This window comes from Nocardia sp. NPDC051052, assembly GCF_044456045.1.
GTDB lineage: Bacteria > Actinomycetota > Actinomycetes > Mycobacteriales > Mycobacteriaceae > Nocardia.
The window spans coordinates 40,778-56,816 of sequence record NZ_JBITFL010000012.1; the positions used below are offsets into that span (position 1 = coordinate 40,778).

A 16,039-nucleotide genomic window follows, 5' to 3' on the forward strand; every position below is an offset into this window, starting at 1 on the left:
CGGAACGATAAGGAGAACAACGATGTTCGAATGGTCCGAGACCGATGTGATGATCCGCGATGCCGTGCGGACGTTCATCGACAAGGAGATCCGGCCCAATCTGGATGCGCTGGACAGCGGCGAATTATCGCCGTACCCGATCATCCGGAAGCTGTTCAGCGAGTTCGGGATCGACGCCATGGGTGGCGAGGCGGTGGACAAGCTGCTCGGCAAGCAGCGCGCCAAAGAGGCGGCCATCGCCGCGGGCGAGCCACTGCCGGAGAAGAAGAAGGAAAAGTCCTCCGGCGGTAGCCCGTTCGCCGGGCAGGAATCGCTGATGGCGGTGCTAATCGGCGAACTGTCCGGTGTCTGTATGGGTTTGGTCACCGCGATGGGCGTCAGCATCGGCCTCGGCGCGACCACCATCATGTCGCGTGGCACGCTGGCGCAGAAGGAACGCTGGCTTGCCGACATCGTGACCATGAAAAAGGTTGCGGCATGGGCGATCACCGAGCCCGACTCGGGATCCGACGCGTTCGGCGGCATGAAGACCTACGTCCGACGCGACGGTGACGACTACCTGCTCAACGGTCAGAAGACCTTCATCACCAACGGCCCGTTCGCCGACGTGATGATCGTCTACGCCAAGCTCGACGAGGGCGACGGCGGCGACAAGCGCGAGCGCAAGGTGCTCACCTTCGTCCTCGACAAGGGCATGGAGGGGCTCACCCAGGGCAAGCCGTTCAAGAAGATGGGCCTGCACGCCTCGCCCACCGGCGAGCTCTTCTTCGACAATGTCCGCCTCGGCAAGGACCGTCTGCTCGGCGAAACCGAGGAGCACAAGGGCGGCGACGGCCGGGAGAGCGCCAGGTCCAGCTTCACCGCGGAACGCATCGGTGTCGGCTTCATGGCGCTCGGCATCATCAACGAATGTCACCGGCTCTGCCTGGATTACGCGAAGAATCGCAAGCTCTGGGGCCAGGAGATCGGTCGTTTCCAGCTCGTCCAGCTCAAGCTGGCCAAGATGGAAATCGCCCGGATCAACGTGCAGAACATGGTGTTCAACACGCTGGAGCGCGGTCGCGCCGGCAAGCCGCCGACGCTCGCCGAGGCCTCGGCGATGAAGCTCTACGCATCCGAGGCGGCCACCGAGGTCGCCATGGAGGCAGTGCAGCTGTTCGGCGGCAACGGATACATGACCGAGTATCGCGTGGAACAACTCGCGCGCGACGCCAAGTCGCTGATGATCTACGCGGGCAGTAACGAGATCCAGGTGACGCACATCGCCAAGGGTCTACTGGCATAACGCTTTGCGGGGACCCGGGTGCGCTACGACGGCGTGCGCGCTCGGGATGCCCTGTCCGCCATCGAAACGCCGCTGGTCCTACGCACCGTGCTGGTGCGAGCTCGCAAAGGGGCAACCGGCCGATGATCACCGAAACCACGGCGCACTACCACGGCGTCACGACCCGAATCCTGTCCGTTCCCGGCACCGGCACCCCCATCCTGCTGCTGCACGGTTACGCCGACAGCGCGGACACCTGGCGCGGCGTCCTCGCCGCGCTGGCGGCCGAGGGCCGTGCGGCGTTCGCCGTCGACCTCCCCGGCTTCGGCCTCGCGGATCCGCGCGAGCCGGGCCCGCTGACTCCACAGTTCGACAGCTTCGTCGACGCGATCATCGCCGAGCACGGCCCGCTGACCCTCGTCGGCAACTCGCTCGGCGCCGCCACCGCCCTGCACGCCGCCGCCCGGCATCCGGACGAGGTCACCGCCGTGGTCGCCCTCGACGAGCCACTCTTGGCCCGGCACTGGCTGGCCCGGGTCGGCCGGTTACGTGAATACCGACTGTTCTTCCGCCTCGTGGCCCTGCTGCCCATCCCGACCGCGCTGGTGCGCTGGGGTGTCCGGCGTGCGGTGGCGCTGTTCGTCTATGGCCCCGGCGTCATCGCCGACCCCGAATTCCTCACCACCGCCGTGCGTTCGGTGCCCGATATGGCCGCCGTCGCCGCGCGCGGCCGGGACGCCACCCGCTATGCCCGCGAACATCCCTCGGGCCACGTCGATCTCGTCATCGCCTGCCCGGTCCTGGTCGTGCACGGCACCAAGGATCGCATCATCCCGATCTCCGCCGCCCGCGCCTTGCATGCGATGTTGCCCGGCAGCGAGTTCGTCGCCCTTCCCGGCGTGGGCCATTGCCCGCAACTGGACGTCCCCGACGAGGTCTGCCGACTGCTACTTGGCTTCCCGCGATCCGACAGCAAGCAGGCCGACGTCGCGTCCTAGAGTGGTGATTACAGTCCGGGCGGTGATAACCGGGTGGGGTTGTCGCCGTTGATGATCTGGTTCATCCGGTGTGCTACGTGTCCTTTCCATTCCGGGTGCGTCAGTACATAGAAGCGTTCTTCGTGAATTGCCCGTACCACGTGTTCTCCGATAACTCGCGGACTTGTGCCGAGCGCGAATGCTTTCCGGGCGGCTTCGGCATTCCAGCCGTCCGGGCGCGGGCCGACGTCGGAAAACCGATTCGGCCGATTACGTTCGGAATCAAAGATATTCGTGTCGACCACCCCGGGAAGCAGCACCGATATCCGAGGCTTGAAACCGCCGTCGACGAGCTCGAGGTGGACGGTCTCCGACAACGCCAGCACCGCCGACTTCGTCGCACCGTACAGCGACGACCCGCCGACCACCGCGGCAAGTGACGCGGTATTGACGATGTGCGCCGCCTCGCCCTGCTCGATCATGATCGGCAGAAAGATGCTGTGGCCGTGCACCACACCCATCAGATTGACCCCGAGAATCCACTGCCAATCATCCAGCGTGCTGTTCCAACTGGGCCTGCTACCCGCATAGACCCCTGCGTTATTGCAGAGAACATGCACGGCCCCATACTTTTCCAGCGTCGCCTCGGCCAGCGTCGTAACATCCTCCGGCGCCGAAACATCCGCCACGACGGCATGCACATCCGCTCCCGCAGTACGCAATTCGGCCGCAGTCGAATGCAGCGTAGCGACCTCCACATCACTCAGCACCACCCGCATCCCCGCGTCGGCGAATGCTTCGGCCATACCCCGGCCGATCCCACTGGCCGCCCCGGTAACAACAGCGACTTTGCCCCGCAGATCGTCCATTTACCCTCCACCCTGTGCTGGACCAAGACCGGTCAACAGCGTAGAAGCGCAACGCTCCGCAATACATCGCCCCGCAGACCGATGTATTGCGGGTGTCACCCAGGCTAAAATGAAGTGGGAACAGGAAATGTCCCACGCTCCGAACGCCGACTACCCCTCGCCCTCGAGCGACGCGGGCTGCTGCTTCCTCAGCAGATCGACCACCACATCTAAGGTCTGCGAGTTCTGCCGCACCAGCACCGCCAACTCGCCCACCTGCCCTTCGAGCCTGTTCACCCGCGCAGGCAATTCCACAAGCTGATCCATCTGCTCCGTCAGGAAATCCACCCGGCCCGTCAGATGGTCCACGCGTCCGGTCAGGTGATTCATGTGTCCGGTCAGGTTGTCTACGTGCCCGGTGAGGTCGTTCAAGTGTCCGGTCAGCTCATGCACGTGTCCGTTGAGATCGTTCAGGTGTCCCGCCAGGTCATTCACGTGCCCGGTGAGGATGTCTACGCGTCCGGTCAACCCGTCCACTCGCCCTGCGAGTCCGTCTACCTGTTCCGCGAGTCCGTCTACGTGTTCCGTGAGTCCGTCGACGCGTCCTGAGAGTCCGTCTACGTGTTCCGCAAGTCCGTCGACGCGTCCCGTGAGTCCGTCTACGTGTTCCGCAAGTCCGTCGACGCGTCCTGAGAGTCCGTCTACGTGTTCCGCAAGTCCGTCGACGCGTCCTGAGAGTCCGTCTACGTGTTCCGCAAGTCCATCGACACGTCCTGTGAGTCCGTCGACGCGTCCCGTGAGCCCATCCACTTGCTCCGGCAGCGGTGCAAGTCGGTCTACTTGCTCGGTCAGGTAGTTCACCTGGCCCGCAAGCTCATCCACTCGCGCTGGTAGCGGCGTCAGGTGGCTGACTTGCGCCGCCAACTCGCCCACTTGTGGTGCCAGGCGGCCCATTTGTTCTGCGAGCTCGTCGACTCGTGCTGGTAGTGGTGCCAGACAGCTCATTTGCTCTGCGAGCTCGTCTACTCGGGTCGGCAGCTCCGCCAGGTGATTCACCTGCGTAACCACTTCTCCGAGTAGCGATTCCACTCGATTCAGGCGCTTCCCGTGTTGACGGTCGGCGGCGAGGAGCACGCCGAACTGGCGCCCGGACGTCCGTGCCAGCCGTCGGAGCCTTAGGTCGGTGTCGCGAACCACGCTGTCCGTTTCCTTGGCCTCGCGGCTCATCCTGTTGTTCAGGTCGTACAGGCCATCGACGTCGCCGCGGAGTTGATGCATTGCGCGGTCGGTTTGTGTGCTCCCCATGCCTCGAAACAGTAGGCGTGGGCACGAGCGAGATCGAGACCTTTCCTCGATCTGTGGATAACTTCCTGACCTGTGGATATCCCGTGCCTCACACCGCGCGGAGGCGGTTGCGACTCGCGTACACGTGCTCGGCGATGAGGGTCGCGATCCGGTCCGGCGCCTCGAGCATCGGGACGTGCCCGACGCCGTGCACCACGATGCGGTCCGCGGACTCGGGGAGCTCCTTCAAGTAGCGGCGGGCGTAGACGCGATTGGGGATGACGCGGTCGTATTCGGCGAGCAGCAGGCGCACCGGTGTCTCCAACGTGGACAGGTCTGCCTGCTCGGGCCCGCGGATGCTGCTGACGATGAACGGAAGCATGGACGGGCAGTGCAGGGCGGCCATGATGGCGGCGGCGGCGTCGCGGCGGGGGACCGCGGCCGCGTTCTTGCTCAGCCACAGCAGCGCGAACCGCTGGGCAATCGGGTTGTTGACCGCGAAACCGCCTAGCCGCTTGCCGATTTCGACGATCGGGACAAGCGACAGGAACTTCAGATTGGTCCGCAGCTGGGTCAGCGACGGCACGTGCCAGCCACCAGCCGGGGCGACCAGCGTGAGCGTGCGGGCCCGGCCCCGGCGGGCCAGTTCGACACCGACCCAGCCGCCGAGTGAGTTGCCCGCGATGTGGCAAGTGCGCCAGCCGAGTTCGTCGAGTTGATCTTCGATGCGGTCGGCCAGCATGTGCACGTCGACCGACCAACCATCCGCGCGCTCGCCACCCCAGTGCCCGGCGAAAGCGGGTGCGTACACCTCGCACTGACTCGACAGCCGGGTCGCGGTCTGCTCCCAGCAGTGCGGCGACATCATGAAGCCGTGCAACAGGAGCAGCGGATCACCGGAGCCCATGTGCAATGCCTTGACAGCCTTGGGCAGTTCCGGCTTCTTGGTCTTGACCGGCGGACGCGCGGCGCTGGTGGCGCGTTGTGCGGCGGCGGCGGACTTGGCGGTGTCAGACGGCATCGTCATCACCCTTTCCTGGACGGCGGTGTCCGAAGGAATTCATCTGACCAGCATTGTACGGTCGTCCGGTGGCCTACATCATTTCGAGTGTGAACGTAAACGGCGTCCGCGCGGCAGCGGGCAAAGGCATGCTGGCCTGGCTCGCCGCGACGGAGGCCGACATCGTCTGCGTCCAAGAGACCAGGGCCACCGACGAGCAGACGAGAGCGGCGCTGGCGCCCGCGCTGGCCGACGGCTGGTGGCTGGCGCAGGCCGAGCCGGAGTCCAAGGGCAGGGCCGGCGTCGCGATCCTGTCCAGGCGCGAACCCGACGCGGTTCGAATCGGCTTCGGCAGCAGCGAGTTCGGCGCGTCCGGCCGCTATATCGAGGCCGACTTCGACGAGGTCACGGTCGCCAGCGTGTATGTGCATTCCGGTGAGGCGGGTACCCCGCGTCAGGACGAAAAGTACCGGTACATGGCCGAACTCGGCGCCTACCTCACCGCCCGCGGCGGCGAGTTCGTGGTCAGCGGCGACTGGAACATCGCGCACACCGAGCTCGACCTGAAGAACTGGAAGGGCAACCGGAAGTCGGCCGGATTCCTGCCCGAGGAGCGGGCCTGGATCGACGAGCTGCTCGCCGCGGGCTACGTCGACGTGGTGCGCCAGCTGCATCCGGCGGTCGAGGGCCCGTACAGCTGGTGGTCCTACCGCGGCCGCGCCTTCGACAACGACACCGGCTGGCGCATCGATTACCAGCTCGCCCGCGGCGATCTCGCCGCGCGCGCCAAGCAAGCCGTGGTGGAACGTGCCGCCGCCTACGACCAGCGCTGGTCCGATCACGCGCCGGTCACGGTGCAGTACCGATGAACCTGTCGCCGAAGGCCATTCGCATGCTTGCCGTGCTGGGTGCGGTGGCGCTGGCGGTGGTCGTTGTCGCGGTCCTCGGGCTGCGTGGTGGCGGCAACGATACTGTCGCCGGCACCACGACGGCCCGCACCACCAGCGGCGCAACGGCTCCCAGCGTGCCGAAACCCTCGGCGGCGGGCCCGTCGGCCAGCCGCGCACCGGGCGTGCCGGGCCACGCCTACGACACCCTGGCCGAAATCGACGCGGGCCGCTGGCCCGATTCGGCGAACGCCCCCGGTACCAAGGGCGGCGATCGCTGGATGAATCGCGGGGGCACGCTGGCCGCCAAAGACGCGGCAGGCAAACCGATCACCTACCAGGAGTGGGACGTGAACCCCAAGCAGCGCGGCCGATCCAGGGACGCCGAACGCATCGTCACCGGCAGTGACGGATCGGCCTGGTACACCGGGGACCACTACGAGACCTTCACGAGGATGCGCTGATGACCAAGGCAATGCCGTTGTCGCAGTTCCTTGCTCGCCCTGTCGATGCCGATTCGCGCGCCCGACAGATCGACGCGCCCGTGCTCGGCGCGACTGCCGTCGATGCCGCGGAGCTGAGCAGCGTGCGCTTCCGCGCGCCATCCGGCTACCTGGTGCGCGAACTACGCGGCACGAAGATGCGGACGATCGCGCGAGTGTTCGACGAAGTCGCCGCGGCCCTGCAGTTTCCGTACTACTTCGGGCAGAACAAGGATGCCTTCGACGAATGCCTGCGTGATCTGGACGATTTCGTCGGCGACGGCACGGGATACGTTGTCGTGATCCGTGATTCGGCGGACCTGTTGGCCGAGGAGCCTGCCCAGCGGGCGTGGTTCGCCGAGGCGATGCGTGACTGCGCCGAGTATTGGTCCGGCAAGGGCGTCCCGTTCCGCGTGGTCCTGCAAGGCGAATCGACCGGGTTGCACGACGTTTCGCTGGAGCTCTGACACCAGAGGCGTCACGTCAATCGGCGCGCCAAATCCTCACCGAGCAGGACGAATACGTCGGTGGTGTGCTCGATGAGCTCGTCGCGGGTGAGTGGCAGTTCGCCCTGTAACCAGGCGGTGAGCGTCTGCACCAGGCCGCCGACCAGATAGTTGGCGCGGAAGTCGATCGCGGGATCGGAAGCCGGGTCATCGATCCCGTAGAAGTCGATCCCCTCGGCCGCGACCATCCGTGCGAACACCCGCACCGTTTCCGTGGTTCGGGCCCGCAGCTCCGGCGTCGCCATGCCTGCGACCAGCGTGACCTTGGCCTTGCGCGGGTCATCGGTGAGCAGGTGGATGCCCGCCGCGATCGCGGCCCGCGCCGTGGCCCGCGAATCCTTCGGCGCGGTGCCGACGGCCGCGACGATCGCGGTCGCGAGCTCCTCGGCGATCGTGTCGACGAGTGCGGTCAGCACGGCATCGCGGCTGTCGAAGCTCTCGTAGTAGTAGCGCTCGTTGAGCCCGGCCTGGGCGCACAGCCCCGAGACGGTCAGTTTGGCCAGTCCCTGCTCGCCGATGATCTCCAACGCGGCCGCCAGCAACGCCGCGCGCCGCTGCGCCCGGCGCTCATCCGCGGAGATCCCGCCATACGTCCGCTGCGCGTTCACCACTTGATTCTGGCACGGCATCATTCTGGCAGAGAGTATTGCCAGAATGGTGAAACTGGCGGATGCTGTTGCCAGATGCTCTCGATGAGGAGGCGGCAATGTCGGAGCCCGGTTATTTCAGCGACCACTCCATGGCCAGGCGGGTCATGAGCAAGCGCGCGGTCGGCCTGACCTACGGCCAGCGCGCCCTGGTCATCGGCGCGGTCCACCCGCTGCTCTACGTCGGCACCGCGGAGAACACCGAGCACCGGATGACGCCGTACACCCGGCTCTCGCTCACCGGTCATCTTTTCGAGGCCGTGTTCCTCGGCAGCAAGGCCGAGGCTGATCGCGCTCTCGAATTCACCACGAAGAAGCACGCCAAGGTACGCGGCGTTCTGCCGGAGGACGCCGGGGCGCGGCACCCGGCGGGCACCGGCTATTCCGCGCTCGACCCGCACCTGATGTACATGACGATGGCGTTCACCTTCGACTCCGCCGAGGTGATGTACGACCTGCTGGTCCGCACCATGACCGACGGCGAGCGCGAGGGCCTGTATCAGGACTACGTGCGCTGGGCGGAGTTGTTCGGCATGCCCGTCGACGCGGCACCGAGCAGCTATCCGGAATTCCGTGCGTCCTTCGACGCCTACCTCGCCTCCGACGAGCTGTTCCTTACCGGCGAGGCGCGGCTGGTCGGCTCCTATCTGGCCGGGCAGCGCGTGCCTTATCCGCAGCGGATACCGCTGCAGCAGGTCACCTCCGCGTTCTTCCTGCTGGTGCAGGGCAGCCTGCCGCCGCGAATTCGGCAGCTGTACGGCATGCGCTGGGGCAGGGCCGACCAGGTCGCCTACCGTGCGGTCGCGCAGGCCGTGCGCACCGCGCATCTGGCGCCGCCACTGCTGCCGCCGGTGCTGCGCGGCTCCCTGCTCGGGCCGAGCGCGCCGATCTACAAGCTCGTTTCGCAGCGCGAGCGCCGACTGGTCACCAAGGGGCGGTCGAGCATGCCAGGCGTGGACCCGCGTAACTGGGCGGAGCGAAATTCCGTCGAGGAGCCGCGCGCGGCGACTAGTTGAGGGTGTGGGCGGGCGACGAGCAGGCGCCGCATGGAAAGATCGGGGCATGTCTGTTCCTGCAGAAATTCCGGCCGCTGAACGCAAGCAGCGGGTCCTTTCCGGGATCCAGCCCACCGGTACCTCGTTTCACCTCGGCAACTACCTCGGGGCGCTGCAGTACTGGGTGACCATGCAGGACGACTACGACGCGCTGTACTTCATCCCGAACCTGCACGCGATCACCGTGCCGCAGGATCCGAAGGCGCTGAAGGCCCAGACGAAGGCCGCCGCCGCGCAGTTGCTCGCCCTCGGCATCGACCCGAAGAAGTCGACGCTGTTCGTGCAGAGCCAGGTGCCCGAGCACGCCGAGCTGGCCTGGGTGCTCAGCTGCATCACCGGCTTCGGTGAGGCGAGCCGGATGACCCAGTTCAAGGACAAGTCGGTCAAGCAGGGCTCGGACAACGCCTCGGTCGGCCTGTTCACCTATCCGGTGCTGATGGCGTCGGACATCCTGCTCTACCGCCCGCACCAGGTGCCGGTCGGCGAGGACCAGCGCCAGCACCTCGAGCTGACCCGAAACCTGGCGCAGCGCTTCAACACCCGCTTCAAGAAGACCTTCGTCGTGCCCGAGGCGCACATCGAAAAGGGCACCGCCAAGATCTACGACCTGCAGGACCCGACCTCGAAGATGAGCAAGTCGGCCTCGTCCGACGCGGGCCTGATCAACCTGCTCGACGACCCGAAGGTCACCGCCAAGCGGGTCCGGTCCGCGGTGACCGACACCGAGCGCGAGATCCGCTACGACGTCGAGCAGAAGCCGGGTGTCAGCAACCTGCTGGTGATCCTGAGCTCGTTGTCCGGCACGCCGATCGTCACGCTCGAAAAGGACTACGCGGGCAAGGGCTACGGCGACCTGAAATCCGATGTCGCCGACGCGCTGGTCGAATTTGTCACGCCATTGCAGGCGAAGGTGCAAGAGTATTTGTCGGATCAGGGCGAACTCGACCGCATCCTCGCCGCCGGTGCCGAGCGTGCGCGAGAGATCGCCGGCAACACCCTCGCACAGGTATACGACCGAGTGGGCCTGCTGGCCCGCTAGGGCCGTCACCTGCGAGATCACTCCTGAAGGGGCGAACTGGTGCAGGTGATCGACAACGTCAAGGCCGGGATCGAACGACGGATCCAGGCGCTGCCATGGCTGGACCATCTGGTGCGCGCGGGCGGGCGGTATCAGCGACAGCGCGGCGACTACTACGCCGCGGGCATCACGTATTTCACGGTGCTGTCGCTGTTTCCGCTGCTGATGGTCGCCTTCGCGATCGCGGGTTTCGTGCTGTCGAGCAATCCGGATCTGCTCAGCGAGGTGCAGACCAAGATCGTCGACAACGTCCCGGGCTCGCTCGGCGAGCAGTTGAACGAGCTGATCGACAAGGCGGTCGATTCCCGCGGCACCGTCGGCATCATCGGCCTGCTGGCGGGGATCTGGTCCGGGCTCGGCTGGATGGCCAACCTACGGGCGGCGCTGACCGAGCAGTGGGAGCAGAAGAGCGAGGATCAGAACTGGTTCATGGCCAAGCTGTCCGATCTCGGCGCGCTACTCGGCTTGGGCCTGGCCTTCGTTGTCTCCCTCGGCCTTTCCGCGCTCGCCTCCAGCACCCTCGGTGCCCGGCTGCTGATCAGTCTCGGCCTTTCGCACCTGCCCGGCGCCCGCCTGCTGCTGGCGTTGGTGTCGATCCTGCTGGGCTTCCTCGCCTCCTGGGCGGTGTTCGCCTGGATCATCGCCCGCCTGCCCCGCGAACCGGTCACCCTGGCCAGCGCCGCCAAGGCCGCTGCGCTGGCCGCGCTGGTCTTCGAAATCTTCAAGTTCGTCGCGTCGATCTATCTGCAAAAGGTGCTGAGCAGCCCCGCGGGCGCCGCCTTCGGTTCGATCATCGGCCTGATGGTCTTCAGCTACGTCACCTACCGCATCATCCTGTTCGCCACCGCCTGGGCCGCCACCGCCTCCGACAACGAACCCGAGGCGGAGATCCCCGCACCTCCCGCCGCGGTCATCGCCCCACGCATCTCAGCCCGCGAACTCTCCGTCGGCGCGGGAGCCACCTTCTTCGGCGCTGGAGCCCTTGCCGCTCTTGCTCTTTCGAGTCTGCACCGACCACGCGGCCGGTGATTCCCGACCTTCCTCGGTCACCGGCGGCTGCCGAAGATCGAGCGCTCGCTCTTGCCGCCAGCGAGGCACCGGCGTCCCTTCCGCGATAGGAACCCGCGCGCAGTTCACGTCGTACCGCCGTGCCGCACATCTCGCCACCGCACCGCAGGCAGGAAATAGTCCTCGATCCGGTCCGGACCAGCGCCGTTGCCGAAGATGGCGAGCGGAAGGTACACGTCGAACAACCACACCGCCAACAGGCGGCCGAATGAGGGGTACGCACCGTCCTCCGGGCGGATGACGACCAAGGCGAAAAGCGCCTTGCCGATAGTCGTGTGGAATATCGACTGGATGATGATCCGGTCGATTGCGGAGGCGGCGAGGAAGAAGCCCACCGCGACAACAGGATTCACCCCGATGTGCTGCCAGTCGCGCCGCGCGATCGCGTCGGGAGCGAACCCAGGGCTGACGGCAATGGCGGCGCCTACCCCGCATCCCAGATGGATTAGCCAGTCCAGGACGAAGGCGAGGACCCGCCGCAGCATGCGTGGCGACGGGTATCTGACATCGCCTTTTCTGCCATAGGGTTTCGGCTCTTCCGGCGGTCCGCCGACCGGCTGCATCTTCGGGTGTGTGCCGTCCCGCGTCAGCTCATACTCCGGTCTCGACGAGGCATCCGAGCTGCGTCGGTTGCTCGAATCGTCTGTGCGGAAGGTGAATTCGGGAGGGGTCTTCGGAGTGGAGCGGTAGGCATATCGAAGATCGCCGCCGCCAGGCCGGGAGACCACGCCATACTTCTGTGGATCACCGGCGAACCAGATCTGGCGAGTTCGGAAATCGACCAGCTTTCCCCGCTCGCTCGGCCAGGTGCTGAGTTGGAGCGTGGAAACGGGGACGCCGTCCTGTCCCATCAGTGCTACCCACTCGTCGCCGCCGACGCGGATGTACCGGATCGGCCAATCCGTCCACGGATAGCGGCGCAACGCCTTCCTTTTCCGGTGTCCGATCCAGCCGAATACGCAACCGACAACGGTCCCGATGACGAACACGGTGCCGATGATCCCGGCAACTTGTGCGCCAATTCTGCTGATGATGTGCACATTCGAGTGCCCGAGCCCTCGGCCGAGAGCGAAAGCCAATGGTCCGCAAGCGATTACGGCCAGGAATAGGGGCCACCGAACGGTAGCGGTCTTGTGTAGCGCCGCTCGTGTCTCCGGGCAGGTATTGGCTGGGGCAGATGACGAGGTTTGGATAACGACATCCTCACAGGTCGAGCGACGACGGCCGGGCGGTCGGATGATCGCTGGGGCGAAATGCGACCGACCGCGCCATGTCCACGATCATTTTCCGGAATTCGGGTCCGTGGTCGAGGTAGGCGGTGGACATCTCGACAGCTGCGATCGCAGATCCGTCCGAGGACGGTACGACCGCTTCGAGTTGGTACGTTGCCGTGGTATCGCTCGTATACGGCTGCGCTGGCATCTCGGGCGTGGGCAGCTCGGTTATCCGCTCCGAGAACAGCATCGGCCGGCCATCGATGTCGGTCAGCTCGATCTCGCCTAGGTCATCTCCGGACTCGAGCCTGGACTCGACCAGATGCGTCAGCGCCAATCGTGGGTTTGTCTTCTCGCCATCGTTTTCGTAGACGCACACGGTCAGACACGAGGTGACCAGGCCACCGGCCGATGACAAGTGCCGTCCTATGCCGCAGTACCGCGCGTCCCGCTGTGCCAGTTCGGTGAGCAGGGCGGCTGCGGCAGGCAGCAGCGCGTGAGCCATCGACACTATGGGCGCGGGCGGCATTTCATCGACGAGGTCCTGGACAACGCCGATGCGTTCCTCGATGCCGGAGAGCGGCATTTCCATGTATCCGTCGGGGATCCAGATATCCAGGGCCGTCTCACTCATGGTTCCCGAACACGCTTCCTATTTTCTCCAAGCCCAACCCGGCCTTGGCGGATCGTGAAAACAGCTCGATACCGGCCAGCGCGGTGCCCGGCGCCAATTTGCTCGCCGCGCTGAAGTCCTGCAGCAACAAGGTCGCCTCTGCGGGCCGGGGAATCCAGTTGAGCGCCTTGGACACCGCCCCGGGCGACTGTGCACCCTCCGCGAAAGCTCGGACGGCCGGCGCGAACTCGCCGAGCTCGCTCAACGCCTTCGCGCCCTTGTATGCCCCGCCGACGCCGGGGATGACGCCGAGCGCATCGATACCTACCGTGGTGCCGATCTTCTTCAATGCATCGCTGTTGAAGTCGCCGTGCAGCACATCACTGAACGCGCTACGCACCTCCGGGTCCAAGGCGTCCATCGCCAGCACGCCCGCGCCGGCCACGAGTGCGATGCCGGCGAAGATCGCGTCGGCAGGCGGCGGGGTCACCAACGCGAGCAGCCCCGTGACGGCGGATATTCCGGACAAGACGTCGTGGATCTGCTGCCGGTGTTCACTGATCCACTCACCGACACCTTTTACCGCGTCCGCGATGCGGTCCCAGATGCTCTTGTCCGGTGGGCTCGGGGCGAAATCCTTTGCGGCGGCGTCTAGTTCGGTGGCGGCGCGGCGGGCGGTGCCGTCGTGCTGGGTTTCCAGGTCGCGGGCGCGTTGGAGGATGGAGTCGATTTTTCCTTGCCAGTTGTCGACGGCGGTGCTTGCGGAGCGGACCTGGGCGGTGGCCGCGTCGAGGCGGGATTGCGCGGCTTGTAGCTCACCTTGGTCGGTGAACATCACGTTCGCGAGGGCGAGGTCCGGATTGGCCTTGGCGGATTGCAGGGCCGAGACGGCCTGGGTGTGTTGGCTTTTGGCGTCGGCGGCCTCGGCGTCCAGTCCCTTGGCGGTGTCCTGGTAGCCGACCAGGTCGGTGTGCCACTGGTCGAGCACGCTGACGGCGCGTTCGAGGGACTTCTGCGCGTAGCCGAGGTCTTGGGCGAGGGTGGCGTCGAAGTTGGCGCGGAAGGCGTCGCCCGCGTCGCCCTTCCAGACGTTGTCGTTGCTGTTGCGCAGGCGTGTCAGCAGGTCGTTGGTTTCCCGGACCGCGTCCGCCGACGTGTCGATCTGCCCGCGCAGTCCGGCGACGTCGGTGGGCGCGCCGGGGACCGGGTTGAAACCGAGGTTGGGATACGGGTTGTTACTCATGTCTGCGCCTGTGTCTTTCCGTCGATGACACCGGCGACCTGGTCGAGCGCTTTGGCAATGGCGGTGTCGACGTCCAGGTAGGCGTCGTGGCACTTGCTGACGCCCTCCGCGGTGACCTTGGCGGATTCGCCGATCCGCTCGATCCCGAAGTGCCACCGCCGCTGGAAACTTTCGGCGGCATCGTTGAGCACCTTGGTGCCGATGTCGCCGTGGCCCGCTCTGGTCATTGCCTTCATCGCGTCGTTCAGCACCTGCTCGGCGCCGCGCAGCGACTGGACTGTTTTGCCAAGCACCTCGATGTCCACGCCAAGAATTCCAGCCACGTCGATACATCCCTTCTCGCACGGCGACCGCATCCGAAAGACGGAAGTCACTTACACAAGCCATAGACGCAGCGCAGCGGCGATCGGTTCCCTCGCCGCGAACATTGTGTAGCGAATCTGCGATCCGAACCTGCCGCCTGCCACTCGAGCAAGGCGCGAGGTTCAGTGCTACCGGCGCCGGTTCATTCGCCGCGCACCCAGCAGCAGGGCAAGGACGAGGATGACGCCGCCGACGATCCAGACGGTCCGGTGGTTGCCGTGCTCTTCATCGGCCAGGGGGCGGGACTCCTGGTCTTTGGGCGGCGGGGAGGCAAGGGCGGCACCGCTTTTCGGCTGCTTGCGGTCCGGGTCGGGCAGCCTGCCGACGGATGTCCCACGGGGGAGTGCGAAGCCGTAGTCGAGCAGGCGAGCCGCCTGGTCCGCGGGCCGCAGCGGCCGGACGTCCGCTTTGAGCAGGGTGATCGCGAGGCGGCGGCCGTCGCGTTCCGCCGCGGCGACGAAGGTCTGCCTGGCGTCGTCGGTGAAGCCGGTCTTACCGCCGATGGCGCCGTCGTAGTCGTAGAGCAGATGGTTGTCGTTCCCGATGGGGAAGCCGGGGTGGTCCTTGTCACCCTCGATCTTCGGGTTCGCGGGATAGCCGGGGAAGTCCACCTGCTGGGTGTGGATGAGCTCGGCGAACAGCGGGATGGTCATGGCCTCGCGGAACAGCACCGACAGGTCGTAGGCGGAGGTGCTCATGCCGGGTCCGTCCAGGCCGGACGGGCTGGCCGTGCGGGTGTCCAAGGCGCCCAACGACTTCGCGAGCTCGTTCATCTTCGCGACGGTGGCCGCTTGGCCGCCGAGCTGGGTGGCGATGGCGTGCGCCGCGTCATTGCCGGAGGCCATGATCAGGCCATGCATGAGCTGGCGGTTGGTGTAGTGACCGCCGGGGCCGATGCCGACCCGGGTGCCGTCGGCGTTCGCGTCGTCCTCGGTGCCGACGACCACCTTGTTGAGATCCAGGGTGCGCAGCGCGATGGTGGCGAGCAGCACCTTGATGGTGCTGGCCGGTCGATAGCGGCCGTGCGGGTCCTTGGCCGCGAGCACCTCGCCGGTGTCCAGGTCCGACAGCTGCCAGGCGGTGGCTGAAATGTCCTGTGGCACCGGGGGTCCGCCCTTGGGTAACACCGCGCCGCACTGACCGAGCTGGCTGCCGCCGACCGGGGGCGTCGGAATGGGCAGCGCCGTCGGCGTCGGTTCACCCGGCGCCGGCACCTCGGACTCGTCGATCGGCGCGGGCGGGCGCGTTTTCTGCGGGCAGCCGTCGGTATCGGGGGTGGTGAACGGTGTCGTCGGCGTGCTCGGTGGCGGCGCGGCGAACGCCGGAACGGCGGCCGAACCCGCGATCACCGCCAAGGCGGCCAGCGCGGAACCGAGGCGGAGTGTGGCGCGGCGGCGCGAGTCCCGGATCTTCATCGTTCGCGAGCCTAGCGATTATGCGGCGAGTCGGCCGAATGCACGCCGGAGCGGGGTATTGACAGGACCTACTAAATGTTAGTTACTATCAAAAA

General features: G+C 66.2%; 17 protein-coding genes. 8 read left to right on the forward strand and 9 right to left on the reverse strand.

What is annotated here, in order from left to right:
• Positions 1-22 precede the first annotated feature (22 nt).
• The gene (locus tag ACIBCN_RS33875) at positions 23-1,285 is read left to right on the forward strand and encodes an acyl-CoA dehydrogenase family protein (protein ID WP_396995774.1); all 1,263 of its coding nucleotides are present in this window, start codon (positions 23-25) and stop codon (positions 1,283-1,285) included.
• 122 nt (positions 1,286-1,407) lie between these two features.
• A complete protein-coding gene (locus tag ACIBCN_RS33880; protein ID WP_396995775.1) occupies positions 1,408-2,262 on the forward strand; it encodes an alpha/beta fold hydrolase in 855 nt (284 codons plus the stop codon).
• 8 nt (positions 2,263-2,270) lie between these two features.
• Here ACIBCN_RS33880 and ACIBCN_RS33885 read toward each other — a convergent pair whose 3' ends face one another.
• The 3 genes from ACIBCN_RS33885 to ACIBCN_RS33895 form a co-directional block, all read right to left on the reverse strand.
• The gene (locus tag ACIBCN_RS33885; RefSeq protein WP_396995776.1) at positions 2,271-3,110 is read right to left on the reverse strand and encodes an SDR family NAD(P)-dependent oxidoreductase; all 840 of its coding nucleotides are present in this window, start codon (positions 3,108-3,110) and stop codon (positions 2,271-2,273) included.
• Between the two features lie 150 nt (positions 3,111-3,260).
• Positions 3,261-4,394, reverse strand: coding sequence for a hypothetical protein (locus tag ACIBCN_RS33890; protein ID WP_396995777.1), 1,134 nt, complete (start codon positions 4,392-4,394; stop codon positions 3,261-3,263).
• An 88-nt stretch (positions 4,395-4,482) separates the two neighbouring features.
• Positions 4,483-5,400, reverse strand: a complete 918-nt coding sequence (locus ACIBCN_RS33895; RefSeq protein ID WP_396995778.1) for an alpha/beta fold hydrolase — start codon at positions 5,398-5,400, stop codon at positions 4,483-4,485.
• 62 nt (positions 5,401-5,462) lie between these two features.
• Between ACIBCN_RS33895 and ACIBCN_RS33900 the strand changes: the two genes are divergently transcribed.
• Genes ACIBCN_RS33900 through ACIBCN_RS33910 form a run of 3 tightly spaced genes read left to right on the forward strand, consistent with a single transcriptional unit; the run spans position 5,463 to position 7,209 of the window.
• Entirely contained in the window at positions 5,463-6,242 is a 780-nt protein-coding gene (locus ACIBCN_RS33900; RefSeq protein ID WP_396995779.1) for an exodeoxyribonuclease III, read from the forward strand.
• On the forward strand, positions 6,239-6,724 hold the full coding sequence (locus ACIBCN_RS33905) for a ribonuclease domain-containing protein (protein WP_396995780.1): 486 nt from the start codon (positions 6,239-6,241) through the stop codon (positions 6,722-6,724). The genes ACIBCN_RS33900 and ACIBCN_RS33905 overlap by 4 nt, the downstream gene beginning before the upstream one ends.
• A complete protein-coding gene (locus ACIBCN_RS33910; RefSeq protein WP_396995781.1) occupies positions 6,724-7,209 on the forward strand; it encodes a barstar family protein in 486 nt (161 codons plus the stop codon). The genes ACIBCN_RS33905 and ACIBCN_RS33910 overlap by 1 nt, the downstream gene beginning before the upstream one ends.
• 11 nt (positions 7,210-7,220) lie before the next feature.
• On the opposite strand, the gene ACIBCN_RS33915 is transcribed toward ACIBCN_RS33910, so the two are convergent.
• Complete coding sequence (locus ACIBCN_RS33915; RefSeq protein WP_396995782.1) at positions 7,221-7,856, reverse strand: TetR/AcrR family transcriptional regulator; 636 nt, start codon at positions 7,854-7,856, stop codon at positions 7,221-7,223.
• Positions 7,857-7,954: 98 nt separating this feature from the next.
• Here ACIBCN_RS33915 and ACIBCN_RS33920 point away from each other — a divergent pair, with 98 nt between their 5' ends.
• From ACIBCN_RS33920 to yhjD, 3 genes are read left to right on the forward strand one after another with little or no spacing between them, the layout of a single operon-like run.
• A complete protein-coding gene (locus tag ACIBCN_RS33920) occupies positions 7,955-8,911 on the forward strand; it encodes an oxygenase MpaB family protein (RefSeq protein WP_396995783.1) in 957 nt (318 codons plus the stop codon).
• A gap of 46 nt (positions 8,912-8,957) precedes the next feature.
• Positions 8,958-9,989 carry a tryptophan--tRNA ligase gene (trpS, locus tag ACIBCN_RS33925; RefSeq protein ID WP_396995784.1) on the forward strand — a complete coding sequence of 344 codons (1,032 nt, stop codon included), beginning with the start codon at positions 8,958-8,960 and terminating at the stop codon, positions 9,987-9,989.
• Between the two features lie 39 nt (positions 9,990-10,028).
• Positions 10,029-11,057 (forward strand): inner membrane protein YhjD, encoded by a 1,029-nt coding sequence (yhjD, locus tag ACIBCN_RS33930; RefSeq protein ID WP_396995785.1) that lies wholly within the window; start codon positions 10,029-10,031, stop codon positions 11,055-11,057.
• Between the two features lie 104 nt (positions 11,058-11,161).
• On the opposite strand, the gene ACIBCN_RS33935 is transcribed toward yhjD, so the two are convergent.
• From ACIBCN_RS33935 to ACIBCN_RS33955, 5 genes are all read right to left on the reverse strand, one after another.
• On the reverse strand, positions 11,162-12,085 hold the full coding sequence (locus ACIBCN_RS33935) for an RDD family protein (protein WP_396995786.1): 924 nt from the start codon (positions 12,083-12,085) through the stop codon (positions 11,162-11,164).
• A gap of 214 nt (positions 12,086-12,299) precedes the next feature.
• Positions 12,300-12,944 (reverse strand): hypothetical protein, encoded by a 645-nt coding sequence (locus tag ACIBCN_RS33940; RefSeq protein WP_396995787.1) that lies wholly within the window; start codon positions 12,942-12,944, stop codon positions 12,300-12,302.
• Positions 12,937-14,166 (reverse strand): hypothetical protein, encoded by a 1,230-nt coding sequence (locus ACIBCN_RS33945; protein ID WP_396995788.1) that lies wholly within the window; start codon positions 14,164-14,166, stop codon positions 12,937-12,939. The genes ACIBCN_RS33940 and ACIBCN_RS33945 overlap by 8 nt, the downstream gene beginning before the upstream one ends.
• Positions 14,163-14,489 (reverse strand): hypothetical protein, encoded by a 327-nt coding sequence (locus ACIBCN_RS33950; protein WP_396995789.1) that lies wholly within the window; start codon positions 14,487-14,489, stop codon positions 14,163-14,165. Before ACIBCN_RS33950 ends, ACIBCN_RS33945 begins: the two co-directional genes overlap by 4 nt.
• A 168-nt stretch (positions 14,490-14,657) precedes the next feature.
• A complete protein-coding gene (locus ACIBCN_RS33955; protein WP_396995790.1) occupies positions 14,658-15,944 on the reverse strand; it encodes a D-alanyl-D-alanine carboxypeptidase family protein in 1,287 nt (428 codons plus the stop codon).
• Positions 15,945-16,039: the final 95 nt, after the last annotated feature.